Source organism: Salinivibrio sp. IB282 (assembly GCF_001995685.1).
In the GTDB taxonomy this organism is placed as follows: Bacteria; Pseudomonadota; Gammaproteobacteria; order Enterobacterales; family Vibrionaceae; genus Salinivibrio; species Salinivibrio kushneri.
The window spans coordinates 13,807-32,512 of record NZ_MUET01000008.1; the positions used below are offsets into that span (position 1 = coordinate 13,807).

Below are 18,706 nucleotides of genomic sequence, written 5' to 3' on the forward strand. Positions count from 1 at the left end.
AGCTAAGGCCAGTCAGCGATGACTGGCCTTTTTACATCACACCGTTAAGGCATTCATCCAAAGTTGAATAAAAATACTCACAACGCTTTACAAGTGAGTGGATTGCTGTATGGTGAACACAGCTCTGGAACATGGAGCATCAATGATACATCAAGTAAAAGTCAACATAAGCTACGCTATTATCAATATTATAGAGTTTCTAACGTTACCCGCTTTCGCTTTTAGACATTTCATCGACTCCGTTCAAAGCTATCCTATTTTTTGTAATTTAAGAGAGAATGATTATGTCTAATCAAGCAACTGGTATCGTAAAGTGGTTTAACGAAGAGAAAGGTTTCGGTTTCATCACTCGTGACAACGGCGAAAAAGACGTGTTTGTACACTTCCGTGCGATCGTTGGCGAAGGTTTCAAAACCCTAACTGAAGGCCAGCGTGTGAACTTCACCGTTGAGCAAGGCCAAAAAGGCCCACAGGCGTCTGACGTTACTGTAGCGTAAGAAGCCAGACCTAATTGATAGAGGGCGCTCAGGCGCCCTTTTTTGTGCCTATCATTTGGCGAACGTGATCAACACGGCGAATGGCAAACGATAGGCACAACACATTTTCACAAAAAGCCCCAGCTGTCTGGTGTCTCACCAAGCTGGGGCTTTTTATCAGAGTAACCGACCAAGGTCACTCACTACCTGTGACTTAATCAGCCTCGGTGCATTTGCTGACGTTTTTTCAAAAACGTTAACCAGCTTTCTACCGCCTCATCAGGGGCAATCTTTTTAGCAATACGTGCTTGCTTGAAGGCCTGGTCAAACTGCTTCAGTTTGTAGTAGGCGCGCACTTTTGTCAGCGCTATCTCTTTGGCAGACGCCCCTTTCCCCGCCTTATCAAGCGAAGTAAGTGCTTGCTGATAGTCGCCTTGCTGAATTTGCATTAACGCCAATTGCCAATGGTACTGACGGTCTTTTTTTGCCGCCAATTGCCAAGCTGAAACAGCCTGAGGCCATTCCCGCGCTTGCTGCCATAGGCTTGCTTGCTGCGCGAGCGTTTGCGCATCTTGTTCGTTCTCAGGCAAGCGTTTGAGCCACGTCGCTGCCCGTTCAGGCACGCCGACATTGGCATACAGCTGCGCCACCGTGCGCTGCTCACTGGGTTCAAGCTCCACCCCTTTACGCTGGGCGAGTAAATAGGTGCTGATCGCCTCTTTTGGCTGCTCTAAGCGCACATAGTTGGCCGCCAATTGGCGCCACCATTGCTTGTTTTCAGGCTCGCGCTTCAACAATGCTTTAAGCGTCGGGGTCGCCCCACGCCATTGCTCGAGTTGTAGCTGCGCGCCCAACTTCAACGACAGCGCCGACACACTGGTGTTATTTTTCACAACGCCCTGATACGCCGGATAGGCGCTTAATACCTTACTCCACTGTTCACGCTGATAGTGCGCCTGCAGAATGCGCAGCCACACATCTTCACTTTGATCCGTCTTTTCTTTGGGGATCGCGCGAGCCAACGGATAGTAGTATTGCAGCGCCGACGCATACTGGCCATCAATCAACAATAAATCAGCGAGCATGCGCTTGGTTTGCCAGGCTTGCGCGTCTTTGAGCTGTTCACTGTCGACCGCGCGTTGAATATGGACAATCGCCTTATCGTTATTGCCATATTGCCAATAGAACACCCCCAACGCCCGGTTTACAAAGGCCTTATCGTAGGCGCGCTCAGCAGACAGCGCTTCAAGCACGGCAATCGCCTCACCCAGTTTGGCGTCTTGCTCTAACGTTTGTGCTTTTTCAATCGAGCGTGCCACCGATGGCGAAAGCTGCGCAGCGGCTGGCAGCGAAATGACCAATACGAAGGTAACAATGAGTCGTTTAAACATTAGCGTAAGTTAAACTCCAGTTTCACCTGTTGACCGGGTTGAGCCACGGCCTCTCCGTTAACCACTTTCGGCTCATACTTCCATTTACGCAGCGCGCGTAACGCCTCTCGCTCAAAGACGCGCGGCGGGTTGGCATCAACCACGGTCAAATCTTGTGGGCGTCCCGATGGACTAATGGTAAAGCTTACCACCACGAATCCCTCTAGGCCGCGGCGCATGGCGCGTGGCGGATAATTCGGCTCGACCCGAAATAGCGGCATCGCCTGCTGGTTGTTCGGCCCGGTGCTGACATTTAAGTCGCCGAGCGACGGCGCTTGCACCATCACCCCTTGAATATTGCTTTGCACATTCAAGTTCGGCATATCCGGCTGTGACGCGGCGCTGGATTGTGTCTGCGTTTGCGTCACCGGCGTCGGTGGATCAGGCACCTCTGGCGGTGTCGGGCGCTCCGGGACACTGCGTTGACGACGTTGTACCTCGGTATCCGGCTCTTGCATGAAAATATCAATGCTTACCGACTCAGCCTTCTCTTGAGGCCGCTGAGACGATTGTCCGACCATCAGCGCCATCAACATAAACAGGCCAAGCGTAAACACCAACGCCGCCGGCAATGAGATTAGCCATCGCTTCATTACGGCGACTCCGTGGCCAACGCAATGCTGCCAATGCCGGCCCCTTTCGCCGCATCCATGACTTCAACCACCGTCCCGTTGTACGCCAACTCATCGGCTTGAATCACCAGCGAAGCATCGGGTTTATCGAGCAATAGATGCTCAAGCGTCGCTTCGACACGTTCCACATCGACAAGGCGCTTATCAATGTACACCTCATTCGAGGCGGTGACCGCGACAAAAATACCCGCCTCTTTCTGACTGGTTGAGTGGCTGGCTTCCGGGCGGTTTACTTCCACGCCAGACTCGCGCACAAAGGAGCTGGTAACAATAAAAAAGATCAGCATGATGAACACAATGTCCAACATGGAGGTTAAATCAACCTGCGCTTCCTCGCGCTGTTTTTGGGCTCGAATCAATCGCATTACTGACTCCGAAGCGCCTGCTCCAGCGCGACTTCACGACGCTGACAGGCTTTAACTAAACGGGCATGGGCAAACATACCGGCCAAGGCAGCCACCATACCTGCCATCGTGGGTAAGGTTGCCATTGAAATACCTGAGGCCATTAAACGGGGCTCACTGGTGCCTTGACTGGCCATGACATCAAACACAGAAATCATCCCCGTGACCGTGCCTAACAGCCCCAACATCGGGCAAATAGCCACCAAGGCTTTAATAAAGCCAAGATAACGGCCGAGATCCTGTTGGGCTTGAAACAACCAGCCTTGGCGAATGGCGCGTGCATGCCAAGAATGATGATCGGTACGCGCCTGCCACGCGGCGATCCACGCGCGACGTTGTGCGGGGAATCGTGAATAGAGATATAGCAGGCGTTCAATCACCAACACCCAGCACACCATTACCACCACACCTAACCACCAAAGCACGGGCCCACCTTGCGCCATAAAATGACGCAAGGTGCTCAAAATATCCTGCTGGCCAAGCTGTGAAAATAACGCCACGTCTATCATGCCGCTTGTCCGGTTTCCACTCGCTGATCACTGTTTTCAGCTTGTTCCGCCACCAGGCTAATGCTTTGTTTTTCCAACATGCCACGAATGTGATCGGCTTGCCCACTCAAGATGTTATGCGCCAGCAGTAGCGGAATGGCGGCAATCAAGCCAAGCACTGTGGTGACCAGAGCCATCGAGATGCCATCCGCCATCACTTTCGGATCGCCATTACCAAACTGGGTGATCACCTGGAAGGTCTCGATCATCCCGGTCACCGTCCCCAGCAAGCCAAGCATCGGCGCCAATGCAGCAAGCAGTTTCAGCATCGATAGGCCTTTTTCACAGCCTTGCTGTTCATCCACCACCGCTTCCAATAAACGCAGCTCCAGTGATTCCACATCGCGCTTTGGTGCATCATGATAGACCTTCAGCACACGGCCAAGCGGATTATCCTCCGGTGATTCTGGGTGTTTAAGCTGGCGATGCATTTTGGCGTGAACCGAGAGCAAGACTGCCCCACGGTATAGCGCAATGAGCAAGCCGACAGCCAATAGGGTCGCGATCACTTTGGCAACGAAGCCACCCTGCGCAAAGCGTTCGCTCAAGCTTGGCGCATTTTCTAGCTGCCCAAGTAACGTGCCACGTGACGGATCGACGAGCACGGTCTCACCGACGTTGGCGATGGCTTGTTCAAGCTTTGCTGATGTTAAAGTGTTGTCCGGTTGTGCCCGGTACGGGACAGCCACTTGTCGTTCAGCTTGCCAGTTTAAATACCCTTGCTCATTCACCAGCCCAAGGTTACCCACTCGCACCACCGACTGCTCAGACGATACACCTTGCGCATTCACCACAGGTAAAGAAAGGGTTTGCAGCTGACCGCTGGTTTGCATTTGCGTGAGCATGCCCTGCCACAGGCTATTAAGCTGCTTGAGCGAGGGTAAGGTATCCGCGGCCACAATATCTGCCACCGTTTGATTAAACGCAGGCTGAGTGATCGCCACATAACTCGACGCGCCGTCGGTCTGGATGGTTTTACTTGCTTGGCGCACCACACCAAACAACTCACCCAAACTGCCCGACTCCAAACGCAGCTTATCTTCCAAAGACGCCAGTTGTTCCTCGTTATCGCTGAAGGTGTCACTCAATTGCTCTGTTTCCGCCTCTAACGCATTGCGCGTGGCTTTGAGCTGATTGAGTTTCGCGCGCAATTCACGCTCGGTCAGCGCGAATTGTGCTTCTCGCGCTTGGTTATGCTCACTCGCCTGCTGATGCGCCTTTTGGGTTTGCTCGACAAGATCATCGGCGTGGGTAAAAGGCGCCATCGCGGCAAAACAGGTTGCGACAATAAGGGTTTTCCAACTCATRACTTCACCCCTTGATTAGCACTCAATGGCAGAGATAACAACGACGGTGCCATTTGCTTTTGCGCCACCGCAAAGGCCTTATCCACCGCTTCCGCGACACTGGCATCCAGCGCGACCCACTGATCATCACGGGCGCTCCACAGCCAATGCTGCTGACCATCTAAGCTACGCGCCACCAGCGACATTCGACCCAAGTGCAACACATCCACCTGGTGATCTCGACCATTAAGCACAACGGTATCTTGATAGGCATCAAGCTTGCTGCCATAGTCTCGCTCAATTTGATACGCCTCGAGAATACGACGGAATTTCTCTGAGTCCGCCACATCGGCACGGCCCATCATCGCCTTAAGTTTTTGCAAACGGGCTTGGCGTTGGTCGGCTTTAAGAGGAATATCCTTGGCAAGCCACTGCTCGAGCCCACCCAACATGCGATACATCAACGGCACGATGCCTTGGCGAGTGTCTTTGATCTCGTCGATTTGATTCCGCAGGCTGGTCGCCTCTTTATCCTGATTGACCACCAAGTTTTGCAAGTGATCGCGATAGATTTCCAGGTTACTAATCTGTGCCTGCAGCTGCTCAATTTCTTGGCGCATGGCCAAGCTGCTATCAGAGTGGCGATTAATCCGTGACTGTGACTGCGCGGCCTCTTGGGTAGTGTTACCCTCGATAGCTTGCGCTTTTTCGAGTTGATCCGCACTCACTACTGGCGTAAACGCCAAACAGGACGCAACGCCYAGCACGAGCCGAAATGAAGACGATTTTATCATGGTGATATCTACAAACATGCATGGTGATATGGCTTGCGCCATAAACAAAAGTGAGAATAGTTTCTATTTGCGTGTAATGTACCGAGTTTGGCGGAAAAGATCTAGCCTAGCAGGCCTAGAAACGCGGGAATATTGCCCATATCGAGTCATGATGAGCTGACGGTGAAACAAGGCGGGATAGCGCATGTGCCTCGCGAGTGAGCAGTATCTCGACCATCAAACAGGTCAACATGCTCGAGCTCAATCAGCCACCATAAATCCTGTCACGGCCTTGGTGCTTGGCGTCATACATAAGCTTGTCTGCCCTCACTAATAGTGTGCGGAGCGAGTCCTCTTTTTCTAATTGAGCTAAACCGACACTCACGGTTAGCGACAAAGCAGGGGCTTGTTCAATGTTTGCCTTTCTCAATTTATCGGCGATACGCGTCATCACCTCGTGAGCCTCACGGCGATGACAGCCAGGGAATGCGAGTAAAAACTCTTCACCTCCCCAACGTGCTACCAGATCACTTTTTCGACATTCGCCTCTTGCCAAGTCAGCAAATATCGTTAGCGCTTTATCACCGACATCGTGCCCGTATGTGTCGTTGATGTTTTTAAAGTTATCAAAGTCCACCAGTGCAATACTCAGCGGCTGCTCATCCGCAAAAGCTTGCATTATTATTTGTCTTAGCGCTTTATCACCATAGCGACGGCTATAAAGACTCGTGAGTGAGTCTGTATTCGCTAACCGCGTGATTTCTTCCTTGGCTTGCTTTAATTCACTGATATCCCTCATTCTGGCCAATTCATGCCCGAGCCAGTCAGCAAATAGTTTTATCATTTCATAATCTTGCCGAATAAACGGACGGCAGGGACTCGCGCTCGAGAAGTTGACCGTACCGTAACGTTGACCGTCGACAAAAATCGGTGCGCCTAGGTACGCTTCTAAGCCAARGTTTTTAAAGCACGGATGCTCAGCTATTTCACTGGAAGAGACATGGTGAAAGCCTTGCACATCGTTGGCTTTGTAAACATGACTACAGTAAGTGCCCTTCAAGTCAAACACCGTGCCCTCTTCAATCGCGTCGTCAGGGTGATGGGCGTGCTTCACGATATAGTCATCGTCAATGATCTCACTGACAATACCGATAGGCAGCCCGAACATTTCGCACCCTAATGCCAGGATCTCGAGTGTTCGCTCACGAAATGATAGCTGTCGATTAGATGTAACGCTGTGGAGTTTGTTCAGCCCATACTCTGCTTTGAGTTTGACCGTTTCATCGGTTATTAGTCCAACGTACAACGCATTAACGCCGTCGTCATTTCGAATGATACCGCCGTTTAACCGACCTTTAAAAACGTCACCATACTTAGTGACACAATCGATGTAAAAGGTCTCGTTAGGGTTGTCACTGCGGGCGTTGGCGATCACTTGGCCGACACGAAGAAAATCACTTTCACTCGCATAAAGGATTTGCGTTGGTTTTCCTATCACTTCATCGTACTTATAACCAAAACAATCAGTAAAGCTTTGATTTACGTGTATAATCTCTCGGGACTCATTCGCAATGAGAACCGCTTGATCTAAGTTATCAAAAGCTCTAAAAAGCATAGAGAGCTGAGTAGAATTAAAGTACTTCTCTGGCATCATCATGTCTTATTATGTCGATGAATAGATATAAATAATAGCCTAGTCAACAGGGATATTTCTACTAAAAGTCTGATTAATGAGACAGATATTAAGTTTGTACTCATTCCGCTGGGATGAAACTTTCTCTCGTTCCCACGCTCCTGCGTGGGAATGCCTACCAAAGTTATCTCCTAGCTATCATACTTTTCCGCCAACGCCTTTAAACTTATCGACAAACGCAGCAATTGTGTCACGATTGAACCTCCCAATGGCCGACTTTATCAGAGCCGACCCGTTTAATCCTTTGCGCTTGCTGTAACTTGGCCAAGGCGCGACCAATGGTGCGAATGTCTTTGCCGATCCGCTCGGCCAGCTGCGGCCGCGTGAGCGTTTTATCGGCCACTAGCAGGGCGATGATAGCCTCCGCCGTCTTCAATCCTTGAATATCCACCGCATTAATATCATTTAAAGAGGCATTTACAGGGGCGTTTCTCGTTCCCACGCTCCTGCGTGGGAATGCATACCTCGCTACCACTTGCGACAAACCGCCAGCAGCCCCGGCGTGTCCATGTAATCTCTGGCACTCGAATAACGCCAGTGAGCTACTTCACCTCTCGTTCCCACGCTCCCGCGTGGGAATGCATACCTTGCTACCATTCGCGACAAACCGCCAGCAGCCCCGACGCGCCCTCGTAATCTCTGGCACTCGAATAACGCCAGTGAGCTGCGTCATCAACATAGCCCCGCTTCACCGGATTTTGATGAATGTAGTCGATTTTCTGCCACATCATGGCGTCGCTTTGTATCAATTCAGGATGCACACCCTCCTGCCAAAACTGATAAGCGCGGTCACCTTTGTGGGCTTTTTTATAAAACGCCAATTGATCCAAAATTTGCTTAACGTTGCGCTCAGCAAGGTATTGAATCAGATTTCTCGCCGTCCATGATTTCAGTCGAGCGATATCACGATCCAATGCCTGACTTTGCAACACTAAATGACAGTGGTTTTCTAGCACCACCCAAGCATAAACATTAAGGCCATCTCTGCTTAAAAAACGCAACGCATCAAGCAAGATATTGACGGTGTCGGGACGAGTAAAAACAGGGATCCAGTGCAGTACGGTCAAGGTCACGAAGTGCGGTAAGTGAGGCTCGGTGATTTTGTAGCGGCTTCTCCCCATGACTCACACTCCATATGCATTACCACGCCGGAGCGTGGGAACGAGGTACGACTTCTACCCATTATTCACACTCCGTATACACTCCCACACCGGAGCGTGGGAACGCGCGAACAGCGCTCAAACCCAAACATAGGGCGCTTTATTCAGAATGCGCTCTCGATTAGCTTACAACTTCCTGCCATTTCGAGTAACTCGTAACAACATCATGTTTCGCGTTCGCACTCGTAATCTCTGCATTAATTTTTTCAGAGAATTTATCTCGTTCCCACGCTCCTGCGTGGGAATGCATACCTCGCTACCACTCACGACAAACCGCCAGCAGCCCCGACGCGCCCTCGTAATCTCTGGCACTCGAATAACGCCAGTGAGCCGCTTCATCTCTCGTTCCCACGCTCCTGCGTGGGAATGCATATCGAATTGATCCCCCTGCTAGTGATCACAAAGCCATCAAAATCACCACTCAGAGGTGTCATAAAATCCAGTCAATACTGCGAAGTGAACCGCAGCAGTGATAAACTGCGCCCATTCGTTCTCTCGTTCCCACGCTCCTGCGTGGGAATGCATATCAAAGTTATCTGCTAACAATCATACTTTACTGCTAACGCCTTTAAACTTATCAACAAACGCAGCAATCTTCTGTAGGACGGTTTGTTTCTTGGTCAGGTATTGTGGGTTTAACGGGCTCATCTTAGGCAATAAGCTGTTAAGTTCCGTACCTTGCTCACTAGCGTATTCACGTTTGAGTGAGGTCGTGATGTAACGCTTTGCCTCTTCGGGTTTTAGGTTTTCTTCCTCAATCAGCGCTTGCGCCTCACGCATTTGCTCCGCTTGTGCAAAGCTAAAGAAGGCTTCAATCACGCTGGCTTTCTCACCCAGCTGATCGAGATCGGTTTGATTAATAAAGTCAACCACTAAGTTTTCCTTAGCACGGTTGCCGATACTAGCACGGATCACCCTACGTACTTCATCCACCAAATCAGCTTTGCTTTTGGTCTTTTTATTGTGCTCAAAAATCAGCTCAAGAATGTAATCGAGATTGATTTCTTGCGACTTGAGCAAATCCACCTCAAACTCCACATCATCCCAGTCAAGGGTTGACTCAGATTGGTTTTGCGCGGCTTTTTCGCGGCGTTGCCAGTCGCGAATGTCATTGTAGGCTGAGCGGTAGTCTTGCAGCCTACGGTCTGACGGCAAGCGAATGGTCTGCATCTCGGCCAGCTTCTCGTCATCCACATGATGCTCGCTCTTAAACGCTTCGACCGCTTCAGGATCACTGGTGTCCACACTTTGCAGCGCTTTCAGGCTCGAAAATTCATCATAGTTTTGTAGCAAGTTCTCGACCCGCAAGTACTCACCAAACACTTTGGCGAAGGCTTTTTTCTCTTTCTCTGTTTCAATATCAGCCGGATCGGGGAAGTTTTGCTCCAAATCGGAGACCACCTCCATGAAGCCGCGTTTAGCTTTACCGGTGATCACATCGGTAAAGCCCTCCATGTACTCCTGATAACTTTTTTCCAACACCATATTTCTGCTATTTTGCTTCCCAAATAGCGTAATGGCATCGATAGTCGCGTTTTCTAGGTCTCGGAAAGTGACGATATTACCGAACGCTTTAGTGGCATCGTAAATTCGATTAGTGCGTGAAAATGCCTGCATTAAACCGTGATAGCGCAAGTTTTTATCCACAAACAAAGTATTGAGTGTTGGCGCATCAAAACCAGTCAAGAACATACCCACCACAATAATCAGGTCGATCTCTTTTGCTTTAACCCGTTTCGCAAGATCGCGGTAATAGTTTTGAAAGCCGTTGCTATCGACGCTATATGTAGTTTTAAAATATCCGTTGTAATCTGCAATTGCGGCGCTTAAAAACTCCTTGGCACTCGAGTTCATGGCCGACATATCAAAGCTTTCGTCTAAAATATCACCAACCGCATCTTGCTCTTCATTGGCGGCATACGAAAAAATTGTCGCGATCTTTAATGGCCGATCACTGTCTTTTTGCAACGCATTCAGTGTTTCGTAGTAGAGCTTAGCCGCCTCGACACTGCTCACCGCAAACATGGCATTAAACCCTTGGTTGTTACCATTCAAGCGGTGTGTTTTTTGTCGGTAGTGTTGCAAAATATACTGTGAAATTTCGCGAATACGCTCTGGATGCTGCAGGGCTTGTTTGTTTTCCGCTGCGTTGAGCTTTTTCTCATCCTGCTCGGTTTCTATGGCCTTAAATTTTGGCCGGACGTCGTTGTAGTCAACCTTGAATTTGAGCACTTTCTCATCCCGGATCGCATCAGTAATAATATACTCATGCAGCGCACAGCCAAACACGCTGGCGGTGGTTTCAGCGCCCAAGGCGTTTTGCGGAAAAATTGGTGTGCCGGTAAAACCAAATTGGTAAAAACGCTTGAATTTTTTCTGCAGATTTTTTTGCGCTTCACCAAACTGGCTGCGGTGGCATTCATCAAAAATAAACACAACCTGCTGGTTGTAGACAGGCAACTTGCCCTCAGTTTTCATAAGGTTGTTGAGCTTCTGGATAGTAGTGACGATAATCTTGTTATCATCTTTATCCAGATTACGTTTAAGACCAGCAGTGCTGTCAGAGCCATTCACACTTTCCGGTGAGAATCGCTGGTATTCTTTCATAGTCTGGTAATCAAGGTCGTTACGATCCACTACAAAGAATACCTTATCGATAAAGTCCAGTTCTGTGGCAAGACGTGCTGCCTTAAAACTGGTTAAGGTTTTTCCCGACCCCGTGGTATGCCATATATAGCCGCCGCCTTCAGGCGACCCCCAAGCTTCCCTCTCATACGAGCTTTTTATTTTCCACAAGATGCGCTCAGTGGCAGCAATTTGATAAGGGCGCATCACCAATAAGGCATTGTCAATGTTAAGCACCGAATAGTGAAAAAGCACATTTAACAACGTATTTTTTTGGAAAAAGGTGGCGGTAAAGTCTTTTAGATCTTTAATCAGGGTATTATCGGATTGCGCCCAATTCATAGTGAAGTCAAAGCTGTTTTTATTACGCTTCACCGTGTTGGCAAAATAGCGTGTGTCTGTACCATTAGAAATCACAAAAAGCTGTAAATACTTATACAGCGAGTTATCACTGTTGAAGCTCTCTTTGCTGTAGCGATGCACCTGATTAAAGGCTTCGCGAATGGCGACTCCGCGTTTTTTTAGCTCGATTTGTACCAGCGGCAGGCCATTTACCAGTACAGTGACATCATAGCGATTGGCATGGCTGCCGGTTTGCTCAAACTGCTTGATGACCTGAACTTTGTTTCGCGCAATGCGCTTTTTATCCACCAGATAGATGTTTTGAATACGGCCATCATCAAACACGAAGTCGTGAATATAGTCGTCGTGAATTTTACGGGTTTTCTCGACAATGTTGTCGCTTGGCTTATCTAAATAGGTTTCGACAAAACGCTGCCACTCGCTGTCTGAAAAGGCGACATTGTTCAGGGTTTGCAGCTGCACGCGCACATTGGCGAGCATGGCGGCTGGATTGGTTAATTCTGGTACGAATTCATAGCCTTGATTGACAAGATCTTGAATGAGCTCGCGCTCTAGCGCGTCTTCACTCTGATAGCTTTCTGCTATCTGGCCCACCTTGTCATATTGGCTTAATACAATAAAGTGATTAGCTTCGGCGATGGTGTTGTAATGTGTCACGATTGAACCTCCCAATGGCCGGCTTTATCAGAGCCGACCCGTTTAATCCTTTGCGCTTGCTGTAACTTGGCCAAGGCGCGACCAATGGTGCGAATGTCTTTGCCGATCCGCTCGGCCAGCTGCGGCCGCGTGAGCGTGTTATCGGCCGCTAGTAGGGCGATGATGGCCTCCGGCGTCTTCAAGCCTTGAATATCCACCGCATCAATATCATTTACAGGGGCGTTTACAGGGGCGCTTACAGGGGCGTTTTGTGTCAGTGTTTGCGCGATAACCGACAACATAAAGTGAGCAAAGGGCGTGCTGTCGGCTTGTTCATCGGCCTGCTCTAGGGCTTGGTAGTATTGCGATTGGTGGTCTTTGATCACGCTTTCTAAAGGTAGCGATAAAAAAAGCGGATGCCACTGAGACAAAATCAGAGTTTGCCATAGCCGTCCCATGCGACCATTACCGTCGCTAAACGGATGGATAAACTCAAACTCGTAGTGAAACACACTGCTAGTGATCAACGGGTGGTCTTTGGCATTAGCCAACCATTGTGCCAACTCTGCCATCAGGCCCGAAACTTGCTGGGCAGGCGGCGCGACATGGTGCACCACGCCGGCTTTGTGAATACCAACCCCTTTGTTGCGAAACGTGCCTGCGTTGGTCAATATCTCCGACATCATTAAGCCATGCGCGGCCAATAAATCCTCAATGTGGCTGGGCGTGAAGGACGGCAAAGCCTCATAGGCCGCTATCGCCCCTTTTACCTCTGCCAGTTCACGCACACTACCCATAACCGGCTTACCTTCAATAATGGCGGTAATCTGCTCTTCGGTCAGAGTATTGCCTTCGAATACTTTTATAGTTGGTCATTATAACTCCTGTTTCTTGAAGCCATATGTTCTAAACAAGTGATTTACTAAGGCCTCAAGATTTTCCTTATCTTTTTCTTCAATATCTGTAATTTCTTCCCCTGCATGTGCAGAGTGGCTGGCCAAGTTAAGAATTCTGTTTGAAAATGGATCAGGAGAGCCTTCAGTGGTTTTTATCAAAAGGTCTTCCCAGCGCGGATATCCAAGGAAAGTGGCGGTTTTTTCTAAAATATTTCTCATAAATGAAAAGTGATACTTCCTRACTTGCTTCTTATTAATAGCCTCGCGAATTTCAGACAATAAGAATAGATGATACGAAAAGGGATGATCATTCGAACTGAACAGCTCGAAGGTTTCGTCAACATTTTTAACAAGCCGATGCTTTTCTGATTGATCGCGTTTATACAACCACGCTGGACTTTTGCCTCCTGCTGGGTTTTTAAGGTCGTTATTTAGCTCATTGTGTAAAACATTATAAAACAATGGGCTATGAGTAGTAATGACGAATCTGAGACCCTGGCCTTCAAAGTAATAGCTTCTTTTGATTAAGTCAGCTAAATCAACGGCCAATTCAATAAGGTGGGTATCATCTAATGAACTTACTGGATCATCAATAAATACATATTCTAAAGCATCAAACTTATCAGTAATTCTATTAGTAGGATCTTGTTCATTAAGAGTGGAAATAACTTGTTGTAAAAGGGTATACATAACACTCCAAACAAAGTTGCTTTCCTCACCTTTTGAAATTTTTATTACTTCGTATTTACCCTGTATGACATTTTCGACACCATCAGTCGCGGCAGTACCAGACTCATAGTTGACAGGTTCATTTGCAGCCACTTGAAAAGTTACCTCAGAAAATGGAGGTATCGTTACTTCCTTCTCATCAGTTTCATCTTTGTATTTTTCGTTAAATATAGGGGTAGCTTTGCTTCCCGTATAACGTTGAAAGTTTGTAGCGATATTATTGTCTTCACCTAATTCTTTTAATAAATCTATCAACCAACCCGTAAAAGTATTTGGTTGTATCTTTAACTTTGGGTTTGAATCTTCTTTTAAATCGTTATCCCAGTAAAACAAGTCTTCTGTAAAGGCGTTGTAGTACAGGAACTTTTCACGCGATTGTCCAGCGTATACGCCAGTATCATCGTCTTGTTTAGAAGGAGCTATTTCCTCCTTAAAAGCTCGTGATAAACGTGTTTTTCCTGTGCCATTAAAGGCATAGATTAACTGTACCTTTTTCTTCTTGCTGATTAAGTCATTAGCTATGTCCTTTAGTTCCTTACCCATATTAAGCTTCCGCCTCTTCAGGCTTAGGAAAGCTCAGCAACAAGTCACGATAATACTCGTATTGCTTTTGGCGCAGCTCGATTTCGCGGGGCAGGCCTTCAGTAAGGGAGTGCGTCAGAGTATCGAACTTATCTAATAATGCTACGACCCTCTCTTGCTCGACATAGGAGGGTATTAAAACAATCGGTGCCTTCAAAGTGTCGTATGAGACAAATGGTTGCGAAGAGTTTTTAGCTTTTGAGCCAAAATCTTGAGCCAGTAGAATGTAGTAAGCAAATTGAGGGTGAACTTCTTTGGATTTGTGCTTGCAAATAACACCATTATAAGTAACGAAATGCTTTCCTTTACCCCAATTAACAATTCCAGCATACGCGCCAATGTGACCAATAACAGGAGAGTCCTCGCTATTGTACTCATGGTGCGTGCCGACTACCCCGTTACTTCCATATACCGGATATTGCCCTCCCTCTTTGGGGATAGTATTTCCTCTCCCATATTTAAAATCATATATATCACCAATTGCCATTGGTGTAACGCCTTCCCCTTCTTCGAACGTTAACAACTGCTCACGATAGTGGTTGTATTGCTGTTTACGGGCGTTAAGCTCGGTGGTTAGCTCGGTGGTTAGCTCGGTGAAGGTGTCGAGTATGCGCACGATCTCCGTCTGAATCGCCAGCGATTTTTCAGGGTTTTTTGGGCAAGGGATGGGGATTGGAATTTCAAGCAGTTTGCTCTTGTTTAACTTAGCTCTGCCCCCGCCAGATAGAAATGGAATAAAGTTAACAACGCTAAGATAATGATACAAGAAACGTGTATTTAGTTTTGAGGTACCTCGAACAACGTGCACGTGATTATTTGCCCAAAATTGACCTGAAGCATACTGTATTGAATATTGCTCCAGACTCTTAGATCCGTCTTCGGCTATTAATGTATAAACCCCTTCATGAGTGTGACCATCAACATAGTCTTGTATGTTATTTGCACCGTAGTATGGAGTCTTTCCTGGGATGCGTAAATCTGCTTTAACCGGTCGCCGCCCCTTATTCGCGACCTCTACAAAGTCCTCATCTCCAAGTCGAGTCCACTCAACCTCAACGCCATCCAGCAATTTATCCAAAAAGCTCAATTGACTCATGCCTCGCCTCCTTCAATTTCTGCGACAATGGCGTCAATGTCTGTGCGTAGCTGGTCGATTTTGGCCACCGTGGTTTTTAGCTCGGCATTCAGCGTGGTGATATCAATCTGCTCCCGGGTATCTTCAGCTTCCACATAGCTGCTGACCGAGAGGTTGTAGTCGTTAGCGGCCACTTCATCCAAGGGTACTGAACGAGCCAGATAATCGGTGTTGGCTTTGCTATCAAACACGGCCATGATTTGAGCAATGTGCTCATCGGTCAGGATGTTGTTATTGGTTTCTTTTTTAAACAAACCGCTGGCATCAATAAATTGGGTGTCCGTGTTAGGTTTGTTTTTCGCCAGCACCAAGATATTCACCGCAATACTGGTGCCAAAGAACAAGTTAGAAGACAGTGAAATCACGGTTTCGACGTAGTTGTTGTCCACCAAGTACTGGCGAATTTTCTTTTCCGCGCCGCCGCGATAAAAAATCCCTGGGAAGCAAACAATGGCAGCGCGCCCTTTGCCTGACAGGTAATGCAGCGCATGAAGCACAAACGCAAAATCGGCTTTTGATTTGGGCGGCAGCACTCCCGCCGGCGCAAAGCGATCATCATTAATCAAGGTGGGGTCATCGCTGCCAATCCACTTCACCGAATACGGCGGGTTCGACACAATGGCATCAAACGGCTTTTGATCGCGTAGTTTTGGGTCGGTCAGCGTATTACCCAACTGCATATCAAACTTGTCGTAGTTAATGTTGTGCAAAAACATGTTCATACGTGCCARGTTATAGGTAGTGTGATTGATCTCTTGCCCATAAAAGCCGTCTTCGATGATGTGATTATCAAAGTGCTTTTTGGCTTGCAACAACAGTGAGCCAGAGCCAGCAGCGGGATCATAGATCTTATTCACACTGGTTTGCTTGTGCATTGCCAGTTGCGCAATCAGTTTAGAGACATTTTGCGGAGTAAAAAACTCACCACCTGATTTACCTGCATTCGCCGCGTAGTTAGAGATAAGAAATTCGTACGCATCGCCAAACAGATCAATTTGGCTGCTTTCACCGTCTTCAAAAAAATCGTGACCAAAATCTAGCCCGGCGACACCTTTGATCACATGCGCGAGGCGGGTGTTTTTATCTTTTACTGTGCTACCGAGTCGATTACTAGTGGTGTCAAAATCAGCAAACAAGCCTTTAATGTCGGATTCGGACGGGTAGCCGTTGGCGGAGTTCTCAATATCGGAAAATATATCGGCAAGATCGGTATTCAAGTGCTCGTTGTTATAGGCATCTTTGGCCACGTTACTAAACAGCTGGCTTGGATAGATGAAGTAGCCTTTGGTTTTGATCGCATCATCTTTGATCTCTGGTGTAATGACCTCGTCAGATAAGCCGGCATAGTTGACGCTCTCATCGCCCGCTTCAATGTAGTTAACAAAGTTCTCGCTCATAAAGCGATAAAACAGCGTACCCAGTACGTAATGCTTAAAATCCCAGCCATCGACGGATCCACGCACGTCGTTAGCAATGGCCCAAATTTGGCGTTGTAGTGCGGCACGTTGTTGGGTGCTTGTCATAAATTGTCTCGTTTGAATGTGGTGTTCTGAAATATCGTGAGTTGGCTCGATTTTACCATAGAAAACAGAACGCAAAAGGCGCGGTGACATGTTTGGGCTAAGAATGTGACGGGGCGGCTTCGGTATGCATTCCCACGCGAGAGCGTAGGAACGAGTAAACACACTTTTACTGTTCTTGCTCTAGTTCCGCTAAGGCTTGCTCGGCCATTTGCCAAGGTAAACGTCTGCCGTTGGCCTGCATCTGCCTATAAGCATCTCGCGCTTTATCGATATTGATTTGCTGATGAACCACCAGCTGGCCCACCAACCAGATAGTGCCTTTGACAATGGCAGCTTCTTTTTCTGCTGCGAATCTGAGCGCCATATCGCCGGTCAATAACGGACATTGCTCTTGTTTGGCCAACGCAAGCGCGAAACAATCGTTTCTGCTAGCTTTGGTATAGGTTCCTGTTAACTGCATGGCATACATCATTGATTCTGAGGAAACCTCTTTTAGCGCTAACCCTAAGCCGGGTAAGTGAGCATGCTCCTCTTCGAGCTCTTCATAAAATAGGATATCTGGCGTTGCAAAGTCGTAGGGCAGCTGAAACATTGCTTCTAATAAACCGCCTTCTTCCATGTCAATAAGAATATTGGCATCGCTAATTAGAAGTTGCTGCACCTTACACCTCCTGAGCGACCAGCTTGTTAACGGTCATCTCCAACTTACGCTCTTTATGAAAGCTGGATAGTGACATTCCCAGAAGTTCAGCGGCTTTAGATTCTCCAATATATTCTTCACCCAAAGCGCGATAAACCAACTGCTTATGTAGGTAAGTGGTTTCTTGTGGATAGGCGTTACCTGGCTCTAGCGTTCGCCAGCCATTTTTACTGAACAGCATAAACAACTTCTTCTGAGTCGCTGGCGTAATAATGCCGCATTGACCCGCTCGAAACAGTGCTGCCAGCATACTGATACCATATTCGTGCTTTAGCATGAGCAACTCGCGCGGCTCAATATGACGGCGTTTTTCACCCAGATGCTCGATGAGTGTCTGAGCAGGTAAAAGGAATGCACCCGCAAAAGCATTGCATACCTTCTCTTCATCAATACCTTCAGCTAAACGCCCATGCACCACTAAGTGCCCTAGTTCATGCGCTAAGGTGAAACGCTGACGGTCTCCACTCTGGGCAGTAGAAATAACAACGACGGGGGTGTTGCCAATCTTCCCCGCTAAACCATCAAACTTTTTATCCGTTTCAACACCAGTGGTAATGATCATCACCCCTTTGGCTTCGAGGGTATCAATCATATCGTGAATAGGGTTTAGGCCAAGCTCCCAGGCATGACGCATTTGGATGGCTAACTCTTCGGCTTGCTCTAAACGAGTAACTTGCTCTGGAAGCGCTTCTGGTAACGCAAAATCAGGAATGGGTTTTACCGAATCGGGATAACACGCTAATAGCTCTTGCCAACGTTCAGCTTGGTCTAGAACGTCACCATTGATTCGGTCCAGCGTTTTTTTTGGTGTACTCGCACGCTTGCGGTACTCAACACCTTCTAACTTCACCTTCGTTGGGCGAAAGAAATACTCTGTACGAACATCAAGTGCTTTTGCCAACTTCAGCAGGTTCGAAGATGAAGGCATTGTCGTGCCATGCTCGTACTTTTTAATAGCGTTAGCGGACAGGCCAACCTCATTGGCTAATGCACTCATTGATAGCCCGGCCGCCTTACGAGCTCGTTCTAGGCGTTCTGCAAACATGGCATCCTCTCAAGCAATGAGATGGTTTATAAAAATGATTAATTTGTCTTTATTGTAAACCTCATCGCTG

General features: G+C 47.9%; 17 protein-coding genes. 1 reads left to right on the forward strand and 16 read right to left on the reverse strand.

What is annotated here, in order from left to right; translation table 11 throughout:
- Positions 1 to 284 precede the first annotated feature (284 nt).
- Positions 285 to 497 carry a transcription antiterminator/RNA stability regulator CspE gene (cspE, locus tag BZG14_RS03050; RefSeq protein WP_046075612.1) on the forward strand — a complete coding sequence of 71 codons (213 nt, stop codon included), beginning with the start codon at positions 285 to 287 and terminating at the stop codon, positions 495 to 497.
- Between the two features lie 197 nt (positions 498 to 694).
- Here cspE and BZG14_RS03055 read toward each other — a convergent pair whose 3' ends face one another.
- The 16 genes from BZG14_RS03055 to BZG14_RS03130 form a co-directional block, all read right to left on the reverse strand.
- Complete coding sequence (locus tag BZG14_RS03055; RefSeq protein ID WP_077607950.1) at positions 695 to 1,867, reverse strand: tetratricopeptide repeat protein; 1,173 nt, start codon at positions 1,865 to 1,867, stop codon at positions 695 to 697.
- Positions 1,867 to 2,499, reverse strand: coding sequence for an energy transducer TonB (locus tag BZG14_RS03060; RefSeq protein ID WP_077607951.1), 633 nt, complete (start codon positions 2,497 to 2,499; stop codon positions 1,867 to 1,869). The genes BZG14_RS03055 and BZG14_RS03060 overlap by 1 nt, the downstream gene beginning before the upstream one ends.
- On the reverse strand, positions 2,499 to 2,903 hold the full coding sequence (locus tag BZG14_RS03065) for an ExbD/TolR family protein (RefSeq protein ID WP_046075609.1): 405 nt from the start codon (positions 2,901 to 2,903) through the stop codon (positions 2,499 to 2,501). The genes BZG14_RS03060 and BZG14_RS03065 overlap by 1 nt, the downstream gene beginning before the upstream one ends.
- Positions 2,903 to 3,451, reverse strand: a complete 549-nt coding sequence (locus tag BZG14_RS03070; RefSeq protein ID WP_069360896.1) for a MotA/TolQ/ExbB proton channel family protein — start codon at positions 3,449 to 3,451, stop codon at positions 2,903 to 2,905. The genes BZG14_RS03065 and BZG14_RS03070 overlap by 1 nt, the downstream gene beginning before the upstream one ends.
- Positions 3,448 to 4,797: a MotA/TolQ/ExbB proton channel family protein gene (locus tag BZG14_RS03075; RefSeq protein WP_077607952.1), complete on the reverse strand. Its 1,350-nt coding sequence runs from the start codon at positions 4,795 to 4,797 to the stop codon at positions 3,448 to 3,450. Before BZG14_RS03075 ends, BZG14_RS03070 begins: the two co-directional genes overlap by 4 nt.
- Positions 4,794 to 5,576, reverse strand: a complete 783-nt coding sequence (locus tag BZG14_RS03080) for a DUF3450 domain-containing protein (RefSeq protein WP_077607975.1) — start codon at positions 5,574 to 5,576, stop codon at positions 4,794 to 4,796. The genes BZG14_RS03075 and BZG14_RS03080 overlap by 4 nt, the downstream gene beginning before the upstream one ends.
- 238 nt (positions 5,577 to 5,814) lie before the next feature.
- Positions 5,815 to 7,206, reverse strand: a complete 1,392-nt coding sequence (locus BZG14_RS03085) for a diguanylate cyclase (RefSeq protein WP_077607953.1) — start codon at positions 7,204 to 7,206, stop codon at positions 5,815 to 5,817.
- A gap of 226 nt (positions 7,207 to 7,432) precedes the next feature.
- Positions 7,433 to 7,684 carry a hypothetical protein gene (locus BZG14_RS03090; RefSeq protein ID WP_131825163.1) on the reverse strand — a complete coding sequence of 84 codons (252 nt, stop codon included), beginning with the start codon at positions 7,682 to 7,684 and terminating at the stop codon, positions 7,433 to 7,435.
- A 148-nt stretch (positions 7,685 to 7,832) separates the two neighbouring features.
- A complete protein-coding gene (locus BZG14_RS03095) occupies positions 7,833 to 8,363 on the reverse strand; it encodes an REP-associated tyrosine transposase (protein ID WP_077607955.1) in 531 nt (176 codons plus the stop codon).
- Positions 8,364 to 8,948: 585 nt separating this feature from the next.
- Positions 8,949 to 12,047: a type I restriction endonuclease subunit R gene (locus BZG14_RS03100; protein WP_077607956.1), complete on the reverse strand. Its 3,099-nt coding sequence runs from the start codon at positions 12,045 to 12,047 to the stop codon at positions 8,949 to 8,951.
- The gene (locus tag BZG14_RS03105; RefSeq protein ID WP_077607957.1) at positions 12,044 to 12,823 is read right to left on the reverse strand and encodes a Fic family protein; all 780 of its coding nucleotides are present in this window, start codon (positions 12,821 to 12,823) and stop codon (positions 12,044 to 12,046) included. The genes BZG14_RS03100 and BZG14_RS03105 overlap by 4 nt, the downstream gene beginning before the upstream one ends.
- 78 nt (positions 12,824 to 12,901) lie before the next feature.
- Positions 12,902 to 14,194 (reverse strand): AAA family ATPase, encoded by a 1,293-nt coding sequence (locus tag BZG14_RS03110; protein WP_077607958.1) that lies wholly within the window; start codon positions 14,192 to 14,194, stop codon positions 12,902 to 12,904.
- Position 14,195: 1 nt separating this feature from the next.
- Positions 14,196 to 15,329, reverse strand: coding sequence for a restriction endonuclease subunit S (locus tag BZG14_RS03115; RefSeq protein ID WP_077607959.1), 1,134 nt, complete (start codon positions 15,327 to 15,329; stop codon positions 14,196 to 14,198).
- A complete protein-coding gene (locus BZG14_RS03120) occupies positions 15,326 to 16,891 on the reverse strand; it encodes a type I restriction-modification system subunit M (protein ID WP_077607960.1) in 1,566 nt (521 codons plus the stop codon). Before BZG14_RS03120 ends, BZG14_RS03115 begins: the two co-directional genes overlap by 4 nt.
- 166 nt (positions 16,892 to 17,057) lie before the next feature.
- Complete coding sequence (locus tag BZG14_RS03125; protein WP_077607961.1) at positions 17,058 to 17,552, reverse strand: PIN domain-containing protein; 495 nt, start codon at positions 17,550 to 17,552, stop codon at positions 17,058 to 17,060.
- 1 nt (position 17,553) lies between these two features.
- A complete protein-coding gene (locus BZG14_RS03130) occupies positions 17,554 to 18,636 on the reverse strand; it encodes a helix-turn-helix domain-containing protein (protein ID WP_077607962.1) in 1,083 nt (360 codons plus the stop codon).
- Between the last annotated feature and the right edge of the window lie 70 nt (positions 18,637 to 18,706).

Excerpts from the sequence above, each read along its gene's own strand:
- BZG14_RS03115 (WP_077607959.1), bottom strand. The coding sequence starts at position 15,329 with ATGAGTCAATTGAGCTTTTTGGATAAATTGCTGGATGGCGTTGAGGTT.
- BZG14_RS03130 (WP_077607962.1), bottom strand. The coding sequence starts at position 18,636 with ATGTTTGCAGAACGCCTAGAACGAGCTCGTAAGGCGGCCGGGCTATCA.
- cspE (WP_046075612.1), top strand. The coding sequence starts at position 285 with ATGTCTAATCAAGCAACTGGTATCGTAAAGTGGTTTAACGAAGAGAAA.
- BZG14_RS03065 (WP_046075609.1), bottom strand. The coding sequence starts at position 2,903 with ATGCGATTGATTCGAGCCCAAAAACAGCGCGAGGAAGCGCAGGTTGAT.
- BZG14_RS03060 (WP_077607951.1), bottom strand. The coding sequence starts at position 2,499 with ATGAAGCGATGGCTAATCTCATTGCCGGCGGCGTTGGTGTTTACGCTT.
- BZG14_RS03095 (WP_077607955.1), bottom strand. The coding sequence starts at position 8,363 with ATGGGGAGAAGCCGCTACAAAATCACCGAGCCTCACTTACCGCACTTC.
- BZG14_RS03105 (WP_077607957.1), bottom strand. The coding sequence starts at position 12,823 with ATGGGTAGTGTGCGTGAACTGGCAGAGGTAAAAGGGGCGATAGCGGCC.
- BZG14_RS03055 (WP_077607950.1), bottom strand. The coding sequence starts at position 1,867 with ATGTTTAAACGACTCATTGTTACCTTCGTATTGGTCATTTCGCTGCCA.
- BZG14_RS03070 (WP_069360896.1), bottom strand. The coding sequence starts at position 3,451 with ATGATAGACGTGGCGTTATTTTCACAGCTTGGCCAGCAGGATATTTTG.
- BZG14_RS03075 (WP_077607952.1), bottom strand. The coding sequence starts at position 4,797 with ATGAGTTGGAAAACCCTTATTGTCGCAACCTGTTTTGCCGCGATGGCG.